The following is a 17,879-nucleotide window of genomic DNA, read 5'->3' as shown; positions in this document are numbered from 1 at the left end:
CCATTCGGGGCAGAATAAGTTTTTCTGTTGTTCCTGAAAGGCGCCACATGCACGACCTGACCCGGTGGGCCGTTCGGCCGCTGATGCGCGCGTGGACGGCATGCGCCGAGCGTCAAGATCGCCGCCTGCCCCGGCCGAGCGATGTGCCTCAGGCGCATGCTCCCGGAATCGACAGCGATCGGGTGCTCATTCTGGGCTGCGGACCGGCTGTTGGCTGGGGTGTGCTCAGCCACCAACTCGCCCTGCCCGGCTCGCTTGCCCGGGAGCTGTCGGCGCTCACCGGTCGCGGAGTAGACATCGACCTTGTGGCCAATCGAACGATGACGGCGGCGAACGCGCTCCCCGCACTGGACCTGCCAAGCCTCAGCCGCTTCGACGCCGTCGTGCTGACACTTGGTGTCAATGAGGCTTTGACACTCGTGAGTCGTCGCGAATGGCGCGCCCGCCTCGGAGAACTACTCACGGTGCTCCAACGTGAGACCTCACAAAGTACCTACTTCTACATTCTGGGGATCGCGCCGATTCGGAGTATCGAGATCTTCAACCTCCCGCTCGGATTCATCGCCGATCATTCCGCAGCAGACCTCAACCGGGTCAGCGCGCAGGTGGCCGCTGAGGCACCGCGCACCACCTTTCTGCCCTTTTCACCCGCTGCCACGCTCACGCCCGACCGCCATCGCACGCCAGCCGACTACCGGGACTGGGCCGTGCTGCTGGCCGATGCCATGGCTGACACCCTCGATGCGGTACGACTCGGCATCAACGCGGAACACGTCGGTCAACGGGTAGCGGATGCTGCCAGCCGGGAACGCATCCGGCAGGCGGCCGTCGACCGCCTCGGTATTGTCGACACCCCGCCGGAGGCCCGGTTCGATGAACTCGTCGTTCTGGCTCAGCGACTTTTTGAAACCGAGTCGGCGGTGATCAGCGTCATCGACCACGATCGTCAATGGCACAAGGCGAGGGTCGGAGTGGCAGCACCAGAGATTCCGCGCGCTGACTCGCTCTGTGCCTACACGATTACCGGAGACGGACCCTTCGTGGTGGAAGACGCCCAAAAGGACCAGCGGTTCAGCCAGAACCCGCTCGTGCTCGGTGATTCGCTCATCCGTTTCTACGCCGGATTCCCGATCGAATCGCCGTCGGGGGAGCGCATCGGATCGCTCTGCGTCTTCGACCCGGCCCCGCGCTCGCTCGCCGAAGTCGACCAGGTGCTATTGCGCGAACTTGCGCTGCTGGTGCAGCGCGAGTTGCAGGTGCCGTCGAGCGAGGGTCCGGCACACCTCCCGGCGTAATCGGTGGTGGTGCTCGAGGCGATGCCAGCCGGGTAGATCACTCGCAGCACTCTGACGCTCACTTTTCTTAGCTGCGGGTAAGCTCGCGGCGTGAGCGAATCCTTCAGTCAACGCCTCCGGGCCCTCCCGGATTTTCCGAACGATCTCCCGAAATTCGATCCAGCCGATGCACCGGCCGATTCCGTTGACCTGTTCCTCGAGTGGCTCGAAGCAGCGCTCGCGGACGGGGTATTGCAGCCGCACGCTTTCAGCCTCGCGACGACGACCCAAACCGGACAGGTATCGTCCCGCATGATGATTTTGAAGAACATCGACGATGGAGCCTGGCACTTTGCCAGCACCGTGGGGTCCCGCAAAGGCCGGGAACTTACTGCAAACCCGCAAGCCGCCATGAATTTCTACTGGGCGAAATTTGGTCGTCAGGTGCGCGTTAGTGGCGCAGTCACCCTGCTTTCGGCCGAGGCATCCGCTCGCGACTGGGATGAGCGTCCCGGTGCCGACGGCCGCGACAACCCCGATTGGCAGCTTTTTGCCCTGCATCCCACGGAAGTGGAATTTTGGCAGGCGAGCAGTGATCGCCACCACATTCGCCACCGGTACGTGCTTTAAAGCCGGGCTCGCGACAGTCGTTCGCCCGATCAGGCGTGATCGTGGTGGCTGAATTCGAAACTTTGCGGGCAGCCTCATTTTTTGTCAGTCGCACTGATGCGGGCGCCATCGACACATCATCAGCGCATGCGAGTGTGCGTCGAACCCGTGGGATCGTGACGCCAGGGCTACCGTGCCGCAGTGTATTCCACGGCCGCGGCGCGCAACCGAGAGTGCACCCCGCCATAGGCCTGTGCATCCTTCAAAGTCCACTTGGGCAGTTTGGCCACCATCGTGTAGTTGGGATCGCACACGTTTGCGGCCGGCGCGAGTCCCATTTGGCTGACGAGCTGGTACGCATCGAGCGTGTCGAGACCGGTGAGATCGGATGCCCAGCTCACGAGATCTTTTTGGCTGATCCGGAACGCGTCCTCCAGTGGGCGCGCCGACCCCGTGCTCATGATGAATTCATCGTTCTCGAGCCGAGGCCACGCCGAGGCGCCGCCCTTGATCAGGTCGAGGGCGATCACCGAGTTCATTGCCGATTCGAGTCCGGTGCCACACACCTCGCCCTCACCCTGGCGCGCGTGACCATCTCCGAGCGACAGCATCGCCCCGGCGACATTGACCGGAAGATAGAGAGTTGTTCCGGCGCGCGCTTCCGGTGTGTCCATGTTGCCACCGTGGGTGGACGGCGTCACGACCAACCGAACCTCACCGCCTGCCGGAGCGACACCCACCGTTCCGTGCATGGGATCGAGCGGGAGAGCGAGCGTGTAGTCCGAGTTCTTCGCGCGAAAAATAGCCGTCCAGGCATCCAGGTCAAGACGATAGAACCACACCCGCTCCTCGAGCGGCTCGTGCAGCATTGCCGTCTCGTGCGTCGCGGAGAGCGCGCCAAAGAGGGGGAAAGTGCTCGAGATGGCGTATTGGCGCGCCGGGACGATGGAAACGAAATGTACGGCCAGCAGGTCACCGGGTTCTGCGCCGGCCACCTCGATCGGACCGGAGACCGGATTGAGTTCGTTGAACGGCACAATCTGGCTGGGAACGTCCCCCGGATTCGTTACCCGACCGCCAAAGCAGTCCTCCGTGCTGACCTCGATGATGTCGCCGGGGCGCACACTCAACAGGGGGGTGCGCCCGCCGAACACATAGGAATACTGTTCGGGGAGGGGAGCGAGCTGGTGCACTGTCATATCGCTACCTCACCCTGATCTGTGCCGGCTCGACGGGGACAGGGTTGGTCATGCGACCCGATTTGTAGAGCACGACCGCGACGACGACTCCCAGGATCAGCCAGGCCACGCCGAGGATCTGGGCGGATACTCGGGCGTTGTAGAGCACGAAGGAGAGGACCACGAATCCCAGCACCGGGAAAATCAGGTGCACGAACCAGCGGCGGGATTTCTGCCTCACGATGAACCACCACACGACCGATACGTTCAGCAGCAGGAATGCCGTCAAAGCGCCAAAGTTGACCAGAGCGGCGATGGCGCCCAGCCCGTCTGGCAGAACAGTCAGGAACAGTCCCAGGACGAGAGAGATCGCGGCGACTAGAAATGTTGCGTTGACCGGTACGCTGTGCTTCTCGCTCACCTTGGCGAGGAATTTGGGCAACTGGCGGTCGCGCGCCATCGCGTAAAGCAGGCGAGACGTCGATGCCTGAGCGACGAGTGCATTGGCAAAACCCCAGGCGATGGCGGTCGAGGCTGCGGTCAGGATGTACATGAACGGTCCGCCAGCAACAGCGGCCGCCTCGTAGAAGGCCACTCCCGTCGGGTCTCCGTTGGCGATAAGGGCTGCAGGGTCTTCCACCAGCATCGAGGCGACCCAGGTCTGTGCGATGAACAAAACGCCTAGCAGGCAGAGCGCGGCGATCATCGAGCGACCGAGAGATTTGCTGCTGCCGCTGTTTTCTTCAGCCAGGGTGGAGATTCCATCGAAGCCCAGAAATGACAACACGGCAATGGACGCGGCGCCGAATAGCAGGGGGAGGGAGAACGTTTCCGAATTGTAGAAAGCGTCGAAGCTGAAACCCTGGCCCTTGCCCTGCGAGACGGCGACGATGCCGACGATCAGGAAAATGGCCAGTACCAAGAGTTCGAGCACCAGCATGACGCGGATCACGACGGCGGCAAGGTGGATGCCCAGGTAGTTGATCACCGTGTTGAGCGCAACGAAGAGAACCAGCCAAAGCCAAATTGGGATCTGGCTGATGATGCCATTCATCGCGATGGCAGCGACAAAGTACAGCAGGGTCGGAATGAGGATGTAGTCCAGCAGAATCATCCAACCGGCGATGAAGCCGACAGGGCGGTTGATCCCGCGACCGGCGTAGGTGTAGACGGACCCGGCCATCGGGAAGGCCTGGGCCATTTGCGAGTACGAATTGGCCGAGAACATCATGGCGATCAACGCGATGATGTACGCGACCGGCGGCATTCCGCCCGAGTCGTGGAAGACTCCGCCGAAGATGGCGAATGGTGCGATCGGGACCATGAAGATCAGGCCGTAGATGATGAGGTCACTGAAAGTCAGCGTTCTCTTCAGCTCCTGCTTGTAGCCAAATTGTTCAATACCGGAAGTGGCTAAGCCACCAGAGTTGGTCGTGGCGTTCACGCGTGGTCCAATCGTCGTCGACAGACGTTATTGTTTCCAAGTGGAAATTTTTATCAGGCTACACCCTGCTGGACATCCCGACAATCTCCAAATCAGTGTCATTCGCACGCGCTAAGCGCATCGGTCGTCGCGTGAGGTCGTATCCGAGCTCTGACCCACTCGCAGCACCGCCCGAGCTTGCGGCAAATAATTGTTCGGCCGCGTTGGCAGCGGAGGTCACTGCGAGCAAGCCGCTCCTACAGAGGGCCGCCAACACGTGCACGCCGTCGTAACATCCCTCGGCGTAGGCCCCTGGAAGGGGTGCCGTGAGCCCAAAGCGTGCGACGTAGGATTCCAGCAGCCGAAGGTGTCGATCATCACCTTGCTGCAAGAAAGTGGGCATGGCGGAATACAGTTCACCACTTGAGTCGCCGCCGACGGCGATTAGACAATTTTCGTCGAGGGCGGTGCACAGCCTGACGAAAGACTGGCCGGCATCCAGTTCGGTGACTCCGCGATGAAACTCGATGCCGTCGCGCCCGACCAGCGAGACCAGGATCGCGTCGGCGCCTGCGCGTCGGGTTGCCGCTACGAGTTCGGCTGCATCGACGTGGCCCATCGGCACGAGTCGGTCCAACACGATGGGTTGCCCGAGCTCCCGCAGCACCGAAGTCGCCGCTCGGTGTACTTGGCGCGGCCAAACATAGTCACTACCAATGAGCGCCCACCGCGTTATCCGTCGGTTCCGGGCCAACCAGGCGATCGGCTGGCGCAGATGTTCTTTGGGGTCGCTGCCGAGAAAAACGCTCCCTGCGCGGGCCCGACTGAATTCGTGCGGCGGAGTGAAAACGTAGGGCACTCGGTCGGCCACCCGCGCCTCCACGGCTACTCGAATATTGGATGTGTGGGTTCCGACCAGGCCATTGACCAACCCTGCTCCGACCAGGAGGTCGACTTCGCGCGCGACGGCGTCGGGCATTCCGCCCGCATCGATCAGGACGAGTTCCATGACTGTTTCGGTGGCCAGACAGATTTCTTCTCCGGCCAGGATTGCGCAGTTGATGATCGCCGGGCCAGCCACGCCCAGCAAGCCCGACAGCGGTGCAAGAAGTCCCAGTCGAAGCGCGTGCGGATCGGGGCCGCTCAGCAGAACTTCGCTCGGGAGTAATATGCTGACCGGTGACGTCATAGGACAATTATTATGCCTGAGAAACACCAGGTCTCATCGCACGTACTTGCCAAGGAGTGGAATGGCCGAGGACTCGCCCAGCGCACGGCCGGGACCGGAATTCGCGGCTCCACTTGCGGAGTTGGTCTGGACGCTGTCAAATCTCGAACGGCGTCTCGCGCTCGGGTTGACAGTTGCGCTTTCGGAAGAAAGCGCAACGCCCGATCAGTGGCGAATTTTAGAGACTTTGGAGAGGCTTGACTCGCCGACGATGGGAGAGCTGGCCGAGGCATCGGGTATGGCGAACGCGAGCCTGAGCCGTATCGTGGATGCGCTGGAGGACACGGCGTGCGCCTTTCGATTGCCGACCGTTGCCGATCGCAGACGAATCACAGTGCATGTGTCCGACCGGGGCCGTCACAAACTCGAGCGCATTCGTCAGATTGTCGTCGCCTGGGAGCAAACGCTCCAGCAGAGGCTCGGGCCAGATGCCGCAACGGCTTTGCTTGAAGCCGCCGACTTCGCCGCGCGCGCATTGGACGCAGGTGCGAGTCTCGACCTGCAATCGCAGCACGTCCGGCCTCGCTAACGAGAGACGCACTGAATCTTGTGGAGATTCAGTGCGCCTGTGCCGCGTCCTGTGCGCGATCATTGTGGGCCCCGTCGGGCTCGAACCGACGACCCAAGGATTAAAAGTCCTTTGCTCTACCAACTGAGCTAGAGGCCCGTAGGTTCTAATCTACCGTGGATTCACGCTCAGCTTTTCTCGGTAGCGTGGAGGACGAGAAAAAACGCCACCCGAGCGCACAGTGAAACGAGGAGAACCGCCATGGCAGACAACTTCCACAAGCCCACCCTGTTCTCTGCGAACAAATTCGAGGCATTTCAGGGTGGTGACGATCCCGCCGCTATCAGCCGGGTCGCCCACGAGACAGCGCAGGCCCTGCTGAACCGGGTGCGCAAAGACCCCGACCCCGAGACGGTCGAGCGCTTGGTCGCCTACACCGACGAAAACGGCATCGACGCGGTCGCCGAATTGTGGTCCCGGGCCACACCCCGCAGCCTGCCGGGCGCTCTCTGGCGCATCTACCTCATTCGCATGCTGATTCGGCAGGACCCCGAAGGCTGTGCCTACCTCTACCAACGCGGAACGGATGCTGCCGCAACGATCGATCCACTGGTTGCCGGCGCTGCCGTGCCCACCGGTCCAGCCGAGATCATGACTCTCGCGGACGAGATTCTGCGCGGACTATTCACCGGAGACTTCGCGGTGGCGCTGGACCGCGGCGCCGCCTATTGCCGGGTCACGGCGGTCGGGGCCACGAGCATCGCCGACGATCTCGAGCTGACCGAGCCGCATCGGTCCTCGGAGCTGACCACGCGTGCGTTGCGCTTCTCGACGACCGCCGCCGAGTTCGCGGCCTGTGCGCGTCTCTGGCGCCGCGACTCCCTCGAATAGTCCCGCACGGCTCGGGCCCAGGCCCGGAACCTGGGCCCAGTTTATAAACCGGGCCCAGGTTCATAAGGTGGGCCCGGTCGGGCGATGCCACGGCAATCGCATATTCCCTTGTGCGCCAAGGGCGAACATTCGACGCCGACCGCCCTGTTCGAATACACTGGAACCTGGTCGGGCCGCAGTAATCCCGGGTTCCATTATTCGCCGCTTCGAGCGGCCTCGCGCCGAGAGGTGCTCTGCGGCCCGACCTTCTGCATTCCGGCCGCGGCGACGCGAATCTGGCCGCGGGCATCCGCTTTTCTTGCGGGCTAATTCTCGTAGCGACCAATCCAATGGGTACTTCGCACCGAACCCTAGTCATGGAACGGGACGAGACCTGACATGCTAGGTCTCATGACTGTTGATTCCGCCGGAGACCTCGCGCCGGCAGCCCCTGCCCCCAAGGAGGAGCTGCTTGCTCGAGTAGCCCACGGTGACCAATCGGCCTTCGGAGAACTATATGACCAGATCGCCCCGCGGGTGCTTGGCCTGGTCAAGCGTCTGCTTGTCGACCACGCGCAGTCGGAAGAAGTGACCCAAGAGATTTTTCTGGAGATCTGGCAGTCGGCGTCGCGATACGAACCAACGCGTGGTGGTGCGAGCACTTGGATTCTCACCATGGCACACCGGCGGGCCGTCGACCGAATTCGGTCGTCGCAGGCCGGACGGGACCGCGATACCAAAATCGGAATCCGTGACCTGGCCGTTGCCTACGATCACGTGGCCGAAACCGTTGAAGTACGAATCGAACATGAAAGGGTGGAGAAGGCGATGACTCGATTGACTCAGCTGCAGCGTCAGGCTGTGAGCCTCGCGTATTACGGCGGGTTCAGTCACAGCGAGGTCGCCGACATGCTCCACATCCCGTTGGGCACAGTGAAGACGCGGCTCCGCGACGGGCTGATCCGCCTTCGCGACGAACTGGGCGTGGCATCATGAGCAGCCGTAACGAGCAGCACCCCGCAGATCTTTCCGGCGCTTACGCCCTGCACGCCCTCGACGCCGACGACACGGCTACCTTCGAAGCACATCTCGCCGAATCCGAGTGGGCGCGCATCGAGGCTGCCGAGTTGAACGACACCGCCGTGGCCCTCGGCCTCGCCGTGGCCCCTGTGCAGCCCTCAGCCGCGGTCAAGGCCAACCTCATGTCCCTGCTCGCATCGACCCCGCAGCTTCCGCCCCTGCCGCGTGCCGCTGGCCCCGACCCGACGGAGGCCGCGGCCTCCGCCGTTGAGACGACCCCCGCTCCGAGCACACCCGGCTTGCCCGGTACACCGCCGGCGACCGCCGGGGGGGTGTCTGCCGACGCGCCGTCGGCCATCACGGACATCCGCTCGAGCAATGGTGCAGCCAGCAGCCCGCACGGCTCGGCGACGGCAGCCGAACGTGCCCAGGCGCGGTGGTTCAAACGTCCGGCGCAGATCATGCTGGCCGCCGCTGCTGCTGTTGCGCTGTTCGTCGGCGGAACCGTGCTCGGCCAAACGCTCAACACCAACCAGTTCGAGTCCCAGCAGGCATCCGGGCTCGCGCAGATCAACGCGGCCGACGATTCTCAGCGTGCCGCCACGACAACTGCCGACGGCCAGGAAGCCACCCTGGTCTGGTCGAACAAGCTGGGAATCTCCGCGGTGCTCGTCGATAATCTGCCGGTGCTGCCAAGCGATCAGGACTACCAACTTTGGTACATCAATGGTGAGGGTGCAGCTCCGGCTGGCACCTTCGACTCACGGGGTGACAGCACAGCCTGGCGGGTACTCGACGGCACGATGCATGCCGGCGACCAGGTCGGCGTAACCGTTGAGCCCAGCGGCGGCTCCGACCAGCCGACGACTGACCCGATCGTCGCGTTCCAGAGTTGATAAGCCGGCCGCTCCCATTTCGGTGGGTGCGGCCGTAAGCGCTTGTGTGCGCCCGGAGCGGATGCCCAACTAGGCTCGGGACATGAGACTGCCCTTCACTCTGTTGATTGACCCTGTGCCCGCTGACTCGCTGCAGCAGGACTTCGCCGATACATTCCGCGAGATGGATTCGTCCGCCCCGGCGCTGCGCGTTGGCGAGCTGAGCACCCAGCGCGGCGACGGAGTCTTCGAGACCCTCGCCGTCGTCAACGGCCACCCGCAGGAGGTTGAGCCGCACATCAGCCGGTTGCGCAACTCCGCGCGCATCTGCGACCTGCCGGTGCCGAACGCCGACCAGTGGCGCGCTGCGATCGCGTACGTGGTCTCGCGCGTTCCGCAGCGGGGTGAAATCGCGCTCAAGTTCGTGCTCAGCCGCGGCGTCGAGCACGGTCCGGCACCGACCGCCTGGCTGCACGCCGCCGCCGCGGCGGACTTCAGCATCGTGCGGGCTAACGGAGTGCGCGTGATCACCCTCGACCGCGGCTACCCGCGGGGAGTCGCCGAGCGAGCCCCCTGGCTGCTGATGGGCGCGAAAACGCTGAGCTATGCGGTAAATATGGCGGCTATTCGCGAAGCGCACCGTCGCGACGCCGACGACACCATCTTTCTCACCACAGACGGCTTCGTCATGGAAGGCCCGACCTCGAGCGTCGTGCTGCGCATAGGCGGCGAGTATGTCACGCCCGCGCCGAGCGGCGCCATTTTGCACGGCACCACGCAGCAGAGCATGTTCGACTACCTGCGCGCGCAGGGCGCTTCCGTCGGCTACCGCGACGTCACGGTCGAGGAACTTCGCCAAGCGGATGCCGCCTGGCTCGTCTCCAGCGTGCGCCTGGCCGTGTCCGTCGTCGCCCTCGACGGTGCGGCGTTTGCCGCCGACCAGGCGCTGACGGATGCCCTGAACACGTACCTGCTGGCACGCACGGCGTAGCCGCGCGCTTCGCCGCGCCCGCTACGGGTCGGGGCGCCACCCCTGGCGGCGCGCTGACCCGCAGGCGGCGCGCTGACCCGCAGGCGGAGTGCTGACCCGCAGGCGGTGCGCTGACCTTGTCGGGCCGGGCTGCGGCATCCGTTTGTCGACACCCTCGAATTGGGCCTAAGTGCCGCGCCCAGTATGCTCTGGGATGACCGAAAGGAATACATGAGAATTTCTGTCATTGGATGCGGCTACCTGGGTGCCGTGCACGCGTCGGCGATGGCCGAGCTGGGGCACGACGTCGTCGGCATCGACGTCGACGCCGCCAAGATCGCCCAGCTGGCCGTCGGCAAGCCCCCCTTCTTCGAACCCGGACTGCCCGAGGTTCTGACCTCGGCCAGGAACAGTGGGCGTCTGCGTTTCAGCACCGACATAGCGGATGCCGCCGGCTCGCAGGTGCACTTCATCGCAGTCGGAACACCGCAGAAGCCCGGCAGCTACAGTGCTGACCTGCGCTACGTTGATGCTTCGATCGAATCGCTCATTCCGCATCTGTCCGACGGCGACCTGGTCGTGGGCAAGAGCACGGTGCCGGTGGGAACCGCCGCGCGCCTGGCCGAGCTCATCGAGGCTGGCAGTGGGGCTTCGCTGGCCTGGAATCCGGAATTTCTGCGCGAGGGATTCGCCGTGCAGGACACCATCAGCCCGGACCGTCTCGTCTACGGGGTCGCCGCGGGCGCGCCCGGTGAGCACGCCGTGAAGCTGCTCAACGAGATCTACGCCACGGCGCTCGCCGCCGACACCCCCCTCGTCGTAACCGACTATGCCACCGCCGAGCTCGTCAAGGTCGCCGCAAATGCGTTTCTGGCGACCAAAATCAGCTTCATCAACGCCATGGCCGAGATCGCCGAGGTCACTGGCGCCGATGTGACACAGCTGGCGGATGCCATCGGCTACGACGGCCGCATCGGTCGTCGCTTTTTGGGTGCCGGCGTTGGTTTCGGCGGCGGCTGCCTGCCAAAAGATATTCGCGCCTTCACCGCACGCGCCGAAGAGTTGGGACGCGGTGAGTCCGTGGCCTTCCTCAAGGAGGTCGACAAGATCAACCTGCGTCGCCGCCAGCGTGTGGTCGATCTCACCGTCGGGGCGCTCGGCGACTCCGTCTACAACGCCAAGGTCGCGGTGCTCGGCCTGAGTTTTAAGCCGCACTCCGACGACGTGCGTGATTCGCCGGCGCTCGACGTGGCCGTGCAGTTGCGCGGACTGGGGGCCGACGTCGTGGCGACTGACCCGCAGGCCATCGAGAACTCACGGGCGCGGCATCCGCAGCTCCAATACGCAGAATCGCTCGAAGACACCCTGCGGGGAGCGGATGCCGTCGTGCTCGTCACCGAGTGGCCCGAGTTTAGGCATCTCGACCCGGTGTGGGCCGGTGCGCTCGTGAAAACGAAGACGGTGATCGACGGCCGCAACGCTCTCGATCCCGCAGCCTGGCGTGCCGCCGGCTGGACCTACCACGGCCTCGGTCGTCCGTAGCCTGAAGTCTCGGTGCAGTGCGTTCTCTGGCCCGGATCGCGGGCCCACTTTGTAAACGGGGCGTTCAGCACCGGGCCCACCTTATGAACGTGGGCCCAGCCTAGAAGCTGGGCCCACGTTCACAACATGGGCCCGGGCATTCCCGGATGCCGATCAAGGTTCGGGGCCCGCCCCGCCTAGACTCGTACCAATGTGGCTTCGGGGAATGCTCGTCGCGGCCCTCGCCGCAACCGCGGCCTGGGGCGTGCACCTCGCCATACCGGGCATCCCCCTGCTCACGACCGCCGTCGTGCTCGGAATCGTCGTCGGCCAGATCCTCGCCGCGCGCCCGGCGCTCACCGGCGCTCTCGCGCCCGGCCTGTCCGTCGCCGCCAAATCATTCATGCAGCTGGGCATCGTGCTGCTCGGTCTTAAACTCAGCCTCGTCGACATCGCCGCGCTCGGCTGGGTGACGATTGCCACCACCGTCGCAATCGTGCTGCTCACCTTCGCCGGCACTCTCGGCCTCGGCCGCTGGTTCGACCTGCCCGGGCACCAACCCCTGCTCATCGCCACCGGATTCAGCATCTGCGGCGCCTCGGCGATCGGCGCCATGAGCGGCGTCGTCAAGGCCAAAGACGAAGAGACGGCCACTCCGATCGCCTTGGTGACCCTGTGCGGAACCCTCGCCATTGCCGTGTTGCCGTTGCTGTGGCATCCGCTCGGCTTGAGCGCACTGCAATACGGTCACTGGGTCGGGGCCGGTGTGCACGATGTCGGCCAGGTCGTGGCGACCGCGCAAATCGCCGGATCATCCGCACTCGCCGTGGCCCTCGTCGTCAAACTCACTCGGGTACTCATGCTCGCCCCGATCGTCGCGGTTGCGTCGGTCGTGGAACGCCACCGGCAAGCGGGGCGCGATATTGCACAAGCGGATACCGCCCTCATGGCCACTGCGGAGAGCCCTGATACTCAAAGGGGTGTGGCGAAGCGCCCGCCCATCGTTCCGCTTTTCGTCGCTGGATTCATCGTGGCAATGCTGGTGCGCACGTTGATTCCCCTGCCCGTGCCCGTGCTGGATGCCGCCGAGGTTCTTCAGACCGGCTTGCTGGCGATGGCACTCTTTGCCCTCGGAACGGCCGTCAACCTCAGTACGCTACTGCGCACGGGTGGCCGGCCGCTCGCTGTCGGGCTGCTGTCGTGGGTACTGATCGCAGCGCTCGCCCTGGGGGCCGTGCACCTGTCCTGACCGGGGAGCCCGGTGTGCTCGCGCCCGCTACGGTTTCGCGGCCCGTTGCCACGGCGGTCTGACGAAGAGCGCAACATGGCCTGCGAGAGCGACGACAGCGACAAAAATGGCGCCAAGATGCACGTTCAGCGGACTCCCCGCATACATGGTGATCCCGACCGAGAGCAGGGTCAGCGCCAGCACCGCCAGCGCCACCCGATAGTGTCGGCGCACGCCGATCAACACCAGCAGCGCCGGGACAACGAACAGGATGATGCTCGCAGCATTCATCTCGTTGACCATGTCCACCAGGGGGCCCAGCGGCCTGATCCCGTCAAACAGTGATCGATAAAACATGGCGGAGCAATGGAATGCCAGACCGACAATGCCGCCAAGGAACAGAACAGCGTCTGCCCACGACAGCCTGACCGAGCGCCCGGCCAGGGGAAGCTGAGGCAGCAACGGCCGCGCCAGCAGAATGAGAACGGATACCCCGGCGAGCGTGACCGCAAATGCTGCGGTCACGCTGCCCCCAGCGAACACGCCGAGCCACCGGGTGAAGTTGGTTCAGCACTGACTTGAGCATCGTTCCAAGTCATCGACAAACTCCAATTCTTCGGGATTTAGCCGAAAAGGTCTCCGAGCCAGCTTTCCTTCTTTTTCGGGCGATAACCATCCCGACTGTCGCGATCGCGGTCTCGGTCATACCCGCGGTCGCGGTCGTTGTTGCGCTCGCCATACTGCGGAGCCCGGGTGCGGGCATCCGGATACTGCTGTTGCTGGGGTACAGCGACAACCACCGGTGCCGCGGTGGCAGCCGGCGCCGCAGCGGCAAATTCCTTTTCGGCGCGATCAATGATCTTGTCAAGCTCACCGCGGTCGAGCCAGACGCCGCGGCATTCCGGGCAGTAGTCAATTTCTACGCCGCTGCGTTCGCTCATCACGAGGGTGGCGGAGTCGGTTGGGCATTTCATAGAAGTCCTCCAGAACAGGTCGGTCTTCAACCCTAAACAGTGAACACCGGCTCTTGCTGAGAGCGGGTGCGAGTGCACGAGCGGAACGGCACCCAGCGCGGTACCCGGGACGTTTATCGGCGGGACTCGTCGTGGCGGCGCAGCCTTCGAGGCAACTTTCGTCTGGAGCAGTAGAAGTTTATCGACGTGTTTGCCCCGGTAGCTGAGATTACGTCATAATCGCAGGGCATGCCCGAAAGTCGGGCCGCATACGCACCAGTTCCGAAACCCGAGTCGGAGGCTATACATGTCCGTTCAGTCCACCGCGGAGCGGCGCGAGCGCGCAGCCGACCGCTCTGGCAGCAAATCCGCCACCCGCTCCTTCCGCGGCGACATCGAAGGACTGCGCGCGGTCGCCGTGGTCGTGGTCATTTTCGACCATCTGCTCGGCTGGCCATCCGGCGGATTCATCGGTGTCGACATCTTCTTCGTGATCTCCGGTTTTCTGATCACCAGCCTCCTGCTCAAGGAGCATGCACGAACGGGCCGCATCTCCCTGGTCGATTTCTATCGCCGGCGCATCCGGCGCATCCTGCCGGTCTCACTGCTCGTGCTGGTCGTCACCGTGGCGGTCGGATTTCTGGTGCTTCCGAGCGCCCGTGCCCTCAGTACCCTGTGGGATGGAATCTACTCGGCACTGTTCGTGGCCAACTGGCACTTCGCCGCAGTCGGCACCGACTACCTGCAGGCTACCAACGCCGTTTCCCCGCTGCAGCACTACTGGTCGCTCGCGGTGGAAGAACAGTTCTACTTCGTCTGGCCGTTCCTGCTTCTCGTCATCTTCGCCCTCGCCGGCCGCCGCACGCTGAGCGCAGGGGCACTCATCACGCTCGTCGCTGCGACCACCGGCGTCATCACCCTCGCCTTCCTGGCCTGGAGCTTTTTCGAAACCTCGACGAGCCCCGCCATCGCCTACTTCTCCACCGGAGCCCGCGCCTGGGAGCTTGGAATCGGCGCATTCGTGGCCGCCGCCGCGCCCGGCCTGGCGAAGCTGCCTCTACGCGTGCGCCCCCCGATCGCCTGGCTCGGCCTCGCCCTCATCGTCGCCAGCCTCGTGCTGATCAGCAGGGATTCACCGTTTCCAGCGCCCTGGGGCCTGCTACCCGTCGCGGGAGCTGCCCTCGTGATCGCCGCAGGCATCGGGCAGCCTGAGCAGCGCCTGTTGTTCCCCCTGACCAACCCCGTCAGTCGCTATGTCGGCAAGATCTCCTACTCCCTCTATCTCTGGCACTTTCCGGTCATGATTCTGCTCGCCACCATTTTCGCCGCGGATTCGCCGCTCTACCTGCCGCTCGCAGCCCTTCTCATGGTCGCCCTCTCGGTGTTTTCCTTTCACTACGTTGAAGACCCCATTCGTCACTCACTCTGGCTCGAAAACTCCCTCACCCGAAAGCGAGAACGGATGCGCCGTCCTGCCCCCCAGCACAGCACCGGGATCAGCCCGGCCCAGGCTTGGATCGGTGCCCTCGTGATCGTGGCTCTCGTTCTCGTCTCTGTCTCGTTTATCGCACTGAGGGGCGGCACGCCATCCGGGCCGTCCGCGAATTCAGCCCCGCTCGGAGCGGTAGCCGACCCGGGAGTGAAGACGACCACCGAGCCAGCCACCCTGCTGGCCGCTCGGCAGGCCACCATCGCTGCGGCTCTCGCTGCAACGGCCTGGCCAGAGACCACCCCGGCTTTCGATGCGCTCGGCGACAACTCCGGAGCCCCGGAATGGGTCGACGACGACTGTCTTTCAGTCAGCGAGAAGAACGCCGCCGACTGTCTCTACGGCGATCCGGCGGCGACCAAAACGGCGGTGCTTCTTGGCGATTCCATGGCAATAAGTTACATGCCCGCGATTCGTTCCGCCCTCGAACCGCTCGGCTACAACGTGCGGTCCCTGACCATGTTCTCCTGCCCGGCCGTGAACATCTCGGTCGCCGCCAAGAGCGCCTCCGACGCCTCGGCCGCCAAATGCGACGACCACCATGCCTGGGTCTACGCCGAGGTAGCCCGACTCTCGCCCGACCTCGTCATCATGTCGAGCCTGGCCGGATCCATCGTGCGCCTCGCCAGCGGCAACGAAGGAGCAGCAGCCCTCACCGAGTGGCAGGTCGCGACCGCCGACACGCTCACGGCGTTGCAGGGATCGACCGAGCATGTCGCTGTGCTATCGCCGCCGCCGGCCAGCACTCCGTTCGCCGAGTGCAAGACCCTCACGAGCACCCCCGGAGATTGCGCCTACAGCCCGTCGAGCCTCTACCAAAAGGTCATTGCGAGCGAGCAAGACGCGATCGAGCAATTCGGTGACTTCGCCCAGTACGTGGACATCCTTCCGTGGCTCTGCGTCGACGAGGGTTGCCCGGCGTTCATCGACAACACGCCGGTGTTTTTCGACGGACAGCACTTCGTGCGCGAGGCGAGCGCCCAGCTCGGTCCGCTGCTCGCCGAGGCACTGTTTACGCCGGCCGCCTAGCCGGAGCGAACGGCGCATCCGCTTGACGTGGCACTTGCCGCGCCCGGTTGGGGTGCCTGCTCCAATAACCGGCGCAGCGGCCAGCTGGACCCGGCGTGATCATGCGCTTCGGGCGCAATGCTCAGCGCTCTCTCGGCCGAAATTCGCGGGGCCAGTCGTTCGCACGGATTCGCCGGATCGTCTTGACCTCGCCGATGGTTCCCCATTCGTCGAGGCCCAGGCGTGACAACGGGCGCAGCTGCTCAATGAGCGGATGCTCCCCGTCCAGCACCGTCGATGACACCGCGATGTGCGTGACCTCGCCAAACACGAGCGTGCAATCGCCCAGCTCCAGCGTGGAATGCAGGCGGCACTCGATCGCCGCCGGGGACTCGGCCACCCGCATGGAGGCGACGGTTACGCTGGGCTCCCTGGTGAGTCCGGCGCGGTCGAACTCGCTCTCCGCCGGCCCGAAGTCAGTGGCGGTTGCGTTGACCTCTTCGAACAACGACTCCGGCGTGAAATTCACCACGAAATCTCCGGTCGCCAGAATGTTGCGCACGGTGTCCTTCACCCCCACCGAGGTGAACTGAACGATGGCCGGCGAAACGGATGCCACGGTGAAAAATGAATGCGGCGCCAGGTTGTCGACACCCGCCGCCGACCGGCTCGACACCCACGCGATTGGCCGCGGCACCACGAGCGAATTCAGCAGGCGGTAGAAGTCGTGACGCGGCAAATTCCGGGGGTCAAAGTTAGTACGCACCCGCTCAGGCTAACAACTCGCGTTGCCATTCGGGCCAGCGGGTCACTGCGGGCAGGCATTGCGACGTGAGCGCATCCGCCGACACGAACACTCCGAATAAGCCGTCCATCCGCCCGGCAGCAGCTCCCGGCTGCCCGCGCCGATAGAGTGGGCTGATGCCTATTCTTCCCCGCCTGGTGGCCTTCGACCTCGACGATACGCTCGCGCCGTCCAAGTCCGCGCTCGACCCGATCATGATTGACCTGCTGGTCAAGCTGCTGGGCGTCACCGAGGTCTGCGTCATCTCCGGCGGCCAGTTTGGGCAATTCCAGGCGCAGATCATTGACAATCTGCCCGAGATCAGCCCGGAGAAACTCGCCCGGCTGCACCTCATGCCGACCTGCGGCACCCAGTACTACCGCAGCGACTCGCAGGGCTGGAGCCAGGTCTACGCCGAGAACCTCAGTGCGGACCAGAAAACTCGCGCACTCGAAGCCGTCGAGCAGACCGCTCGCGACCTCGGCTTCTGGGAAAGCGACCCCTGGGGACCGATCCTCGAAGATCGCGGCTCGCAGATCACTTTCTCCGCGCTCGGCCAGGCGGCTCCGATCGCCTCCAAAATCGCCTGGGACCCGACCGGTGAGAAGAAGAATGCCCTTCGGAGCGCCGTGCAGGCGCTGTTGCCCGACCTTGAGGTGCGCTCCGGCGGATCGACCTCCGTTGACATCACCCGACAGGGCATCGACAAGGCTTACGGAATGAAGCGCCTGGCCACCCTGACCGGTGTCGATCTGGACGACATGCTGTTTGTCGGTGACCGCCTCGATGAGAACGGCAACGACTACCCGGTCAAGGTTCTCGGCGTCGAATGCATCGCCGTCGAAGGCTGGCCCGACACTGCCGCCCTGCTTGAAGACCTGGTTCCGCGCTACGTCACCGTCTGACCGCTGAGCCCCCGTACCTGACACCTTTTCCTGTCC

General features: G+C 64.3%; 17 protein-coding genes and 1 tRNA gene. 11 read left to right on the top strand and 7 right to left on the bottom strand.

Annotated features, from left to right (window positions below):
• The first annotated feature begins 47 nt into the window (after positions 1-47).
• Together E3T51_RS01700 and E3T51_RS01695 are read left to right on the top strand one after the other, a co-directional pair.
• Positions 48-1,295, top strand: coding sequence for a GAF domain-containing protein (locus E3T51_RS01700; RefSeq protein WP_134526660.1), 1,248 nt, complete (start codon positions 48-50; stop codon positions 1,293-1,295).
• 90 nt (positions 1,296-1,385) lie between these two features.
• Positions 1,386-1,904 (top strand): pyridoxine/pyridoxamine 5'-phosphate oxidase, encoded by a 519-nt coding sequence (locus E3T51_RS01695; RefSeq protein WP_134526657.1) that lies wholly within the window; start codon positions 1,386-1,388, stop codon positions 1,902-1,904.
• A 167-nt stretch (positions 1,905-2,071) separates the two neighbouring features.
• On the opposite strand, the gene E3T51_RS01690 is transcribed toward E3T51_RS01695, so the two are convergent.
• Genes E3T51_RS01690 through E3T51_RS01680 form a run of 3 tightly spaced genes read right to left on the bottom strand, consistent with a single transcriptional unit; the run spans position 2,072 to position 5,673 of the window.
• Positions 2,072-3,082 (bottom strand): acetamidase/formamidase family protein, encoded by a 1,011-nt coding sequence (locus tag E3T51_RS01690; RefSeq protein ID WP_134526654.1) that lies wholly within the window; start codon positions 3,080-3,082, stop codon positions 2,072-2,074.
• A 4-nt stretch (positions 3,083-3,086) separates the two neighbouring features.
• Positions 3,087-4,505 (bottom strand): APC family permease, encoded by a 1,419-nt coding sequence (locus E3T51_RS01685; RefSeq protein WP_241989107.1) that lies wholly within the window; start codon positions 4,503-4,505, stop codon positions 3,087-3,089.
• A gap of 58 nt (positions 4,506-4,563) precedes the next feature.
• Entirely contained in the window at positions 4,564-5,673 is a 1,110-nt protein-coding gene (locus E3T51_RS01680; RefSeq protein ID WP_134526651.1) for an ABC transporter substrate-binding protein, read from the bottom strand.
• 61 nt (positions 5,674-5,734) lie between these two features.
• Here E3T51_RS01680 and E3T51_RS01675 point away from each other — a divergent pair, with 61 nt between their 5' ends.
• Entirely contained in the window at positions 5,735-6,241 is a 507-nt protein-coding gene (locus E3T51_RS01675; protein WP_166806349.1) for a MarR family winged helix-turn-helix transcriptional regulator, read from the top strand.
• Between the two features lie 65 nt (positions 6,242-6,306).
• Here the strand turns inward: E3T51_RS01675 and E3T51_RS01670 are convergent.
• A tRNA-Lys gene (locus E3T51_RS01670) sits at positions 6,307-6,379 on the bottom strand.
• A 102-nt stretch (positions 6,380-6,481) separates the two neighbouring features.
• On the opposite strand from E3T51_RS01670, the gene E3T51_RS01665 reads away from it, so the two are divergent.
• From E3T51_RS01665 to E3T51_RS01640, 6 genes are all read left to right on the top strand, one after another.
• On the top strand, positions 6,482-7,111 hold the full coding sequence (locus E3T51_RS01665; protein WP_134526645.1) for a DNA-directed RNA polymerase subunit beta: 630 nt from the start codon (positions 6,482-6,484) through the stop codon (positions 7,109-7,111).
• A gap of 390 nt (positions 7,112-7,501) precedes the next feature.
• Positions 7,502-8,086, top strand: a complete 585-nt coding sequence (locus E3T51_RS01660) for a sigma-70 family RNA polymerase sigma factor (protein ID WP_241989106.1) — start codon at positions 7,502-7,504, stop codon at positions 8,084-8,086.
• Entirely contained in the window at positions 8,083-9,006 is a 924-nt protein-coding gene (locus tag E3T51_RS01655; RefSeq protein WP_134526639.1) for an anti-sigma factor, read from the top strand. The genes E3T51_RS01660 and E3T51_RS01655 overlap by 4 nt, the downstream gene beginning before the upstream one ends.
• Positions 9,007-9,088: 82 nt before the next feature.
• Positions 9,089-9,976: an aminotransferase class IV gene (locus E3T51_RS01650; RefSeq protein WP_134526636.1), complete on the top strand. Its 888-nt coding sequence runs from the start codon at positions 9,089-9,091 to the stop codon at positions 9,974-9,976.
• Between the two features lie 210 nt (positions 9,977-10,186).
• Positions 10,187-11,497, top strand: a complete 1,311-nt coding sequence (locus E3T51_RS01645; RefSeq protein ID WP_134526633.1) for a UDP-glucose dehydrogenase family protein — start codon at positions 10,187-10,189, stop codon at positions 11,495-11,497.
• A gap of 190 nt (positions 11,498-11,687) precedes the next feature.
• The gene (locus E3T51_RS01640; protein ID WP_134526631.1) at positions 11,688-12,725 is read left to right on the top strand and encodes a YeiH family protein; all 1,038 of its coding nucleotides are present in this window, start codon (positions 11,688-11,690) and stop codon (positions 12,723-12,725) included.
• A gap of 27 nt (positions 12,726-12,752) precedes the next feature.
• On the opposite strand, the gene E3T51_RS01635 is transcribed toward E3T51_RS01640, so the two are convergent.
• Both E3T51_RS01635 and E3T51_RS01630 read right to left on the bottom strand, forming a co-directional pair.
• Entirely contained in the window at positions 12,753-13,229 is a 477-nt protein-coding gene (locus tag E3T51_RS01635; protein ID WP_134526628.1) for a hypothetical protein, read from the bottom strand.
• Between the two features lie 98 nt (positions 13,230-13,327).
• Complete coding sequence (locus E3T51_RS01630) at positions 13,328-13,678, bottom strand: TFIIB-type zinc ribbon-containing protein (RefSeq protein WP_134526625.1); 351 nt, start codon at positions 13,676-13,678, stop codon at positions 13,328-13,330.
• A 286-nt stretch (positions 13,679-13,964) separates the two neighbouring features.
• Here E3T51_RS01630 and E3T51_RS01625 point away from each other — a divergent pair, with 286 nt between their 5' ends.
• Positions 13,965-16,175, top strand: a complete 2,211-nt coding sequence (locus E3T51_RS01625) for an acyltransferase family protein (RefSeq protein ID WP_134526622.1) — start codon at positions 13,965-13,967, stop codon at positions 16,173-16,175.
• 121 nt (positions 16,176-16,296) lie between these two features.
• Here E3T51_RS01625 and E3T51_RS01620 read toward each other — a convergent pair whose 3' ends face one another.
• Complete coding sequence (locus E3T51_RS01620) at positions 16,297-16,920, bottom strand: flavin reductase family protein (RefSeq protein ID WP_134526619.1); 624 nt, start codon at positions 16,918-16,920, stop codon at positions 16,297-16,299.
• A gap of 155 nt (positions 16,921-17,075) precedes the next feature.
• On the opposite strand from E3T51_RS01620, the gene E3T51_RS01615 reads away from it, so the two are divergent.
• Entirely contained in the window at positions 17,076-17,843 is a 768-nt protein-coding gene (locus E3T51_RS01615; RefSeq protein ID WP_134526617.1) for an HAD-IIB family hydrolase, read from the top strand.
• Positions 17,844-17,879 lie beyond the last annotated feature (36 nt).

This window comes from Cryobacterium serini (assembly GCF_004404025.1).
Lineage (GTDB): Bacteria > Actinomycetota > Actinomycetes > Actinomycetales > Microbacteriaceae > Cryobacterium > Cryobacterium serini.
Note: the sequence above shows the minus strand (reverse complement) of the source record. Positions and strands in the feature narration are given on the sequence as shown.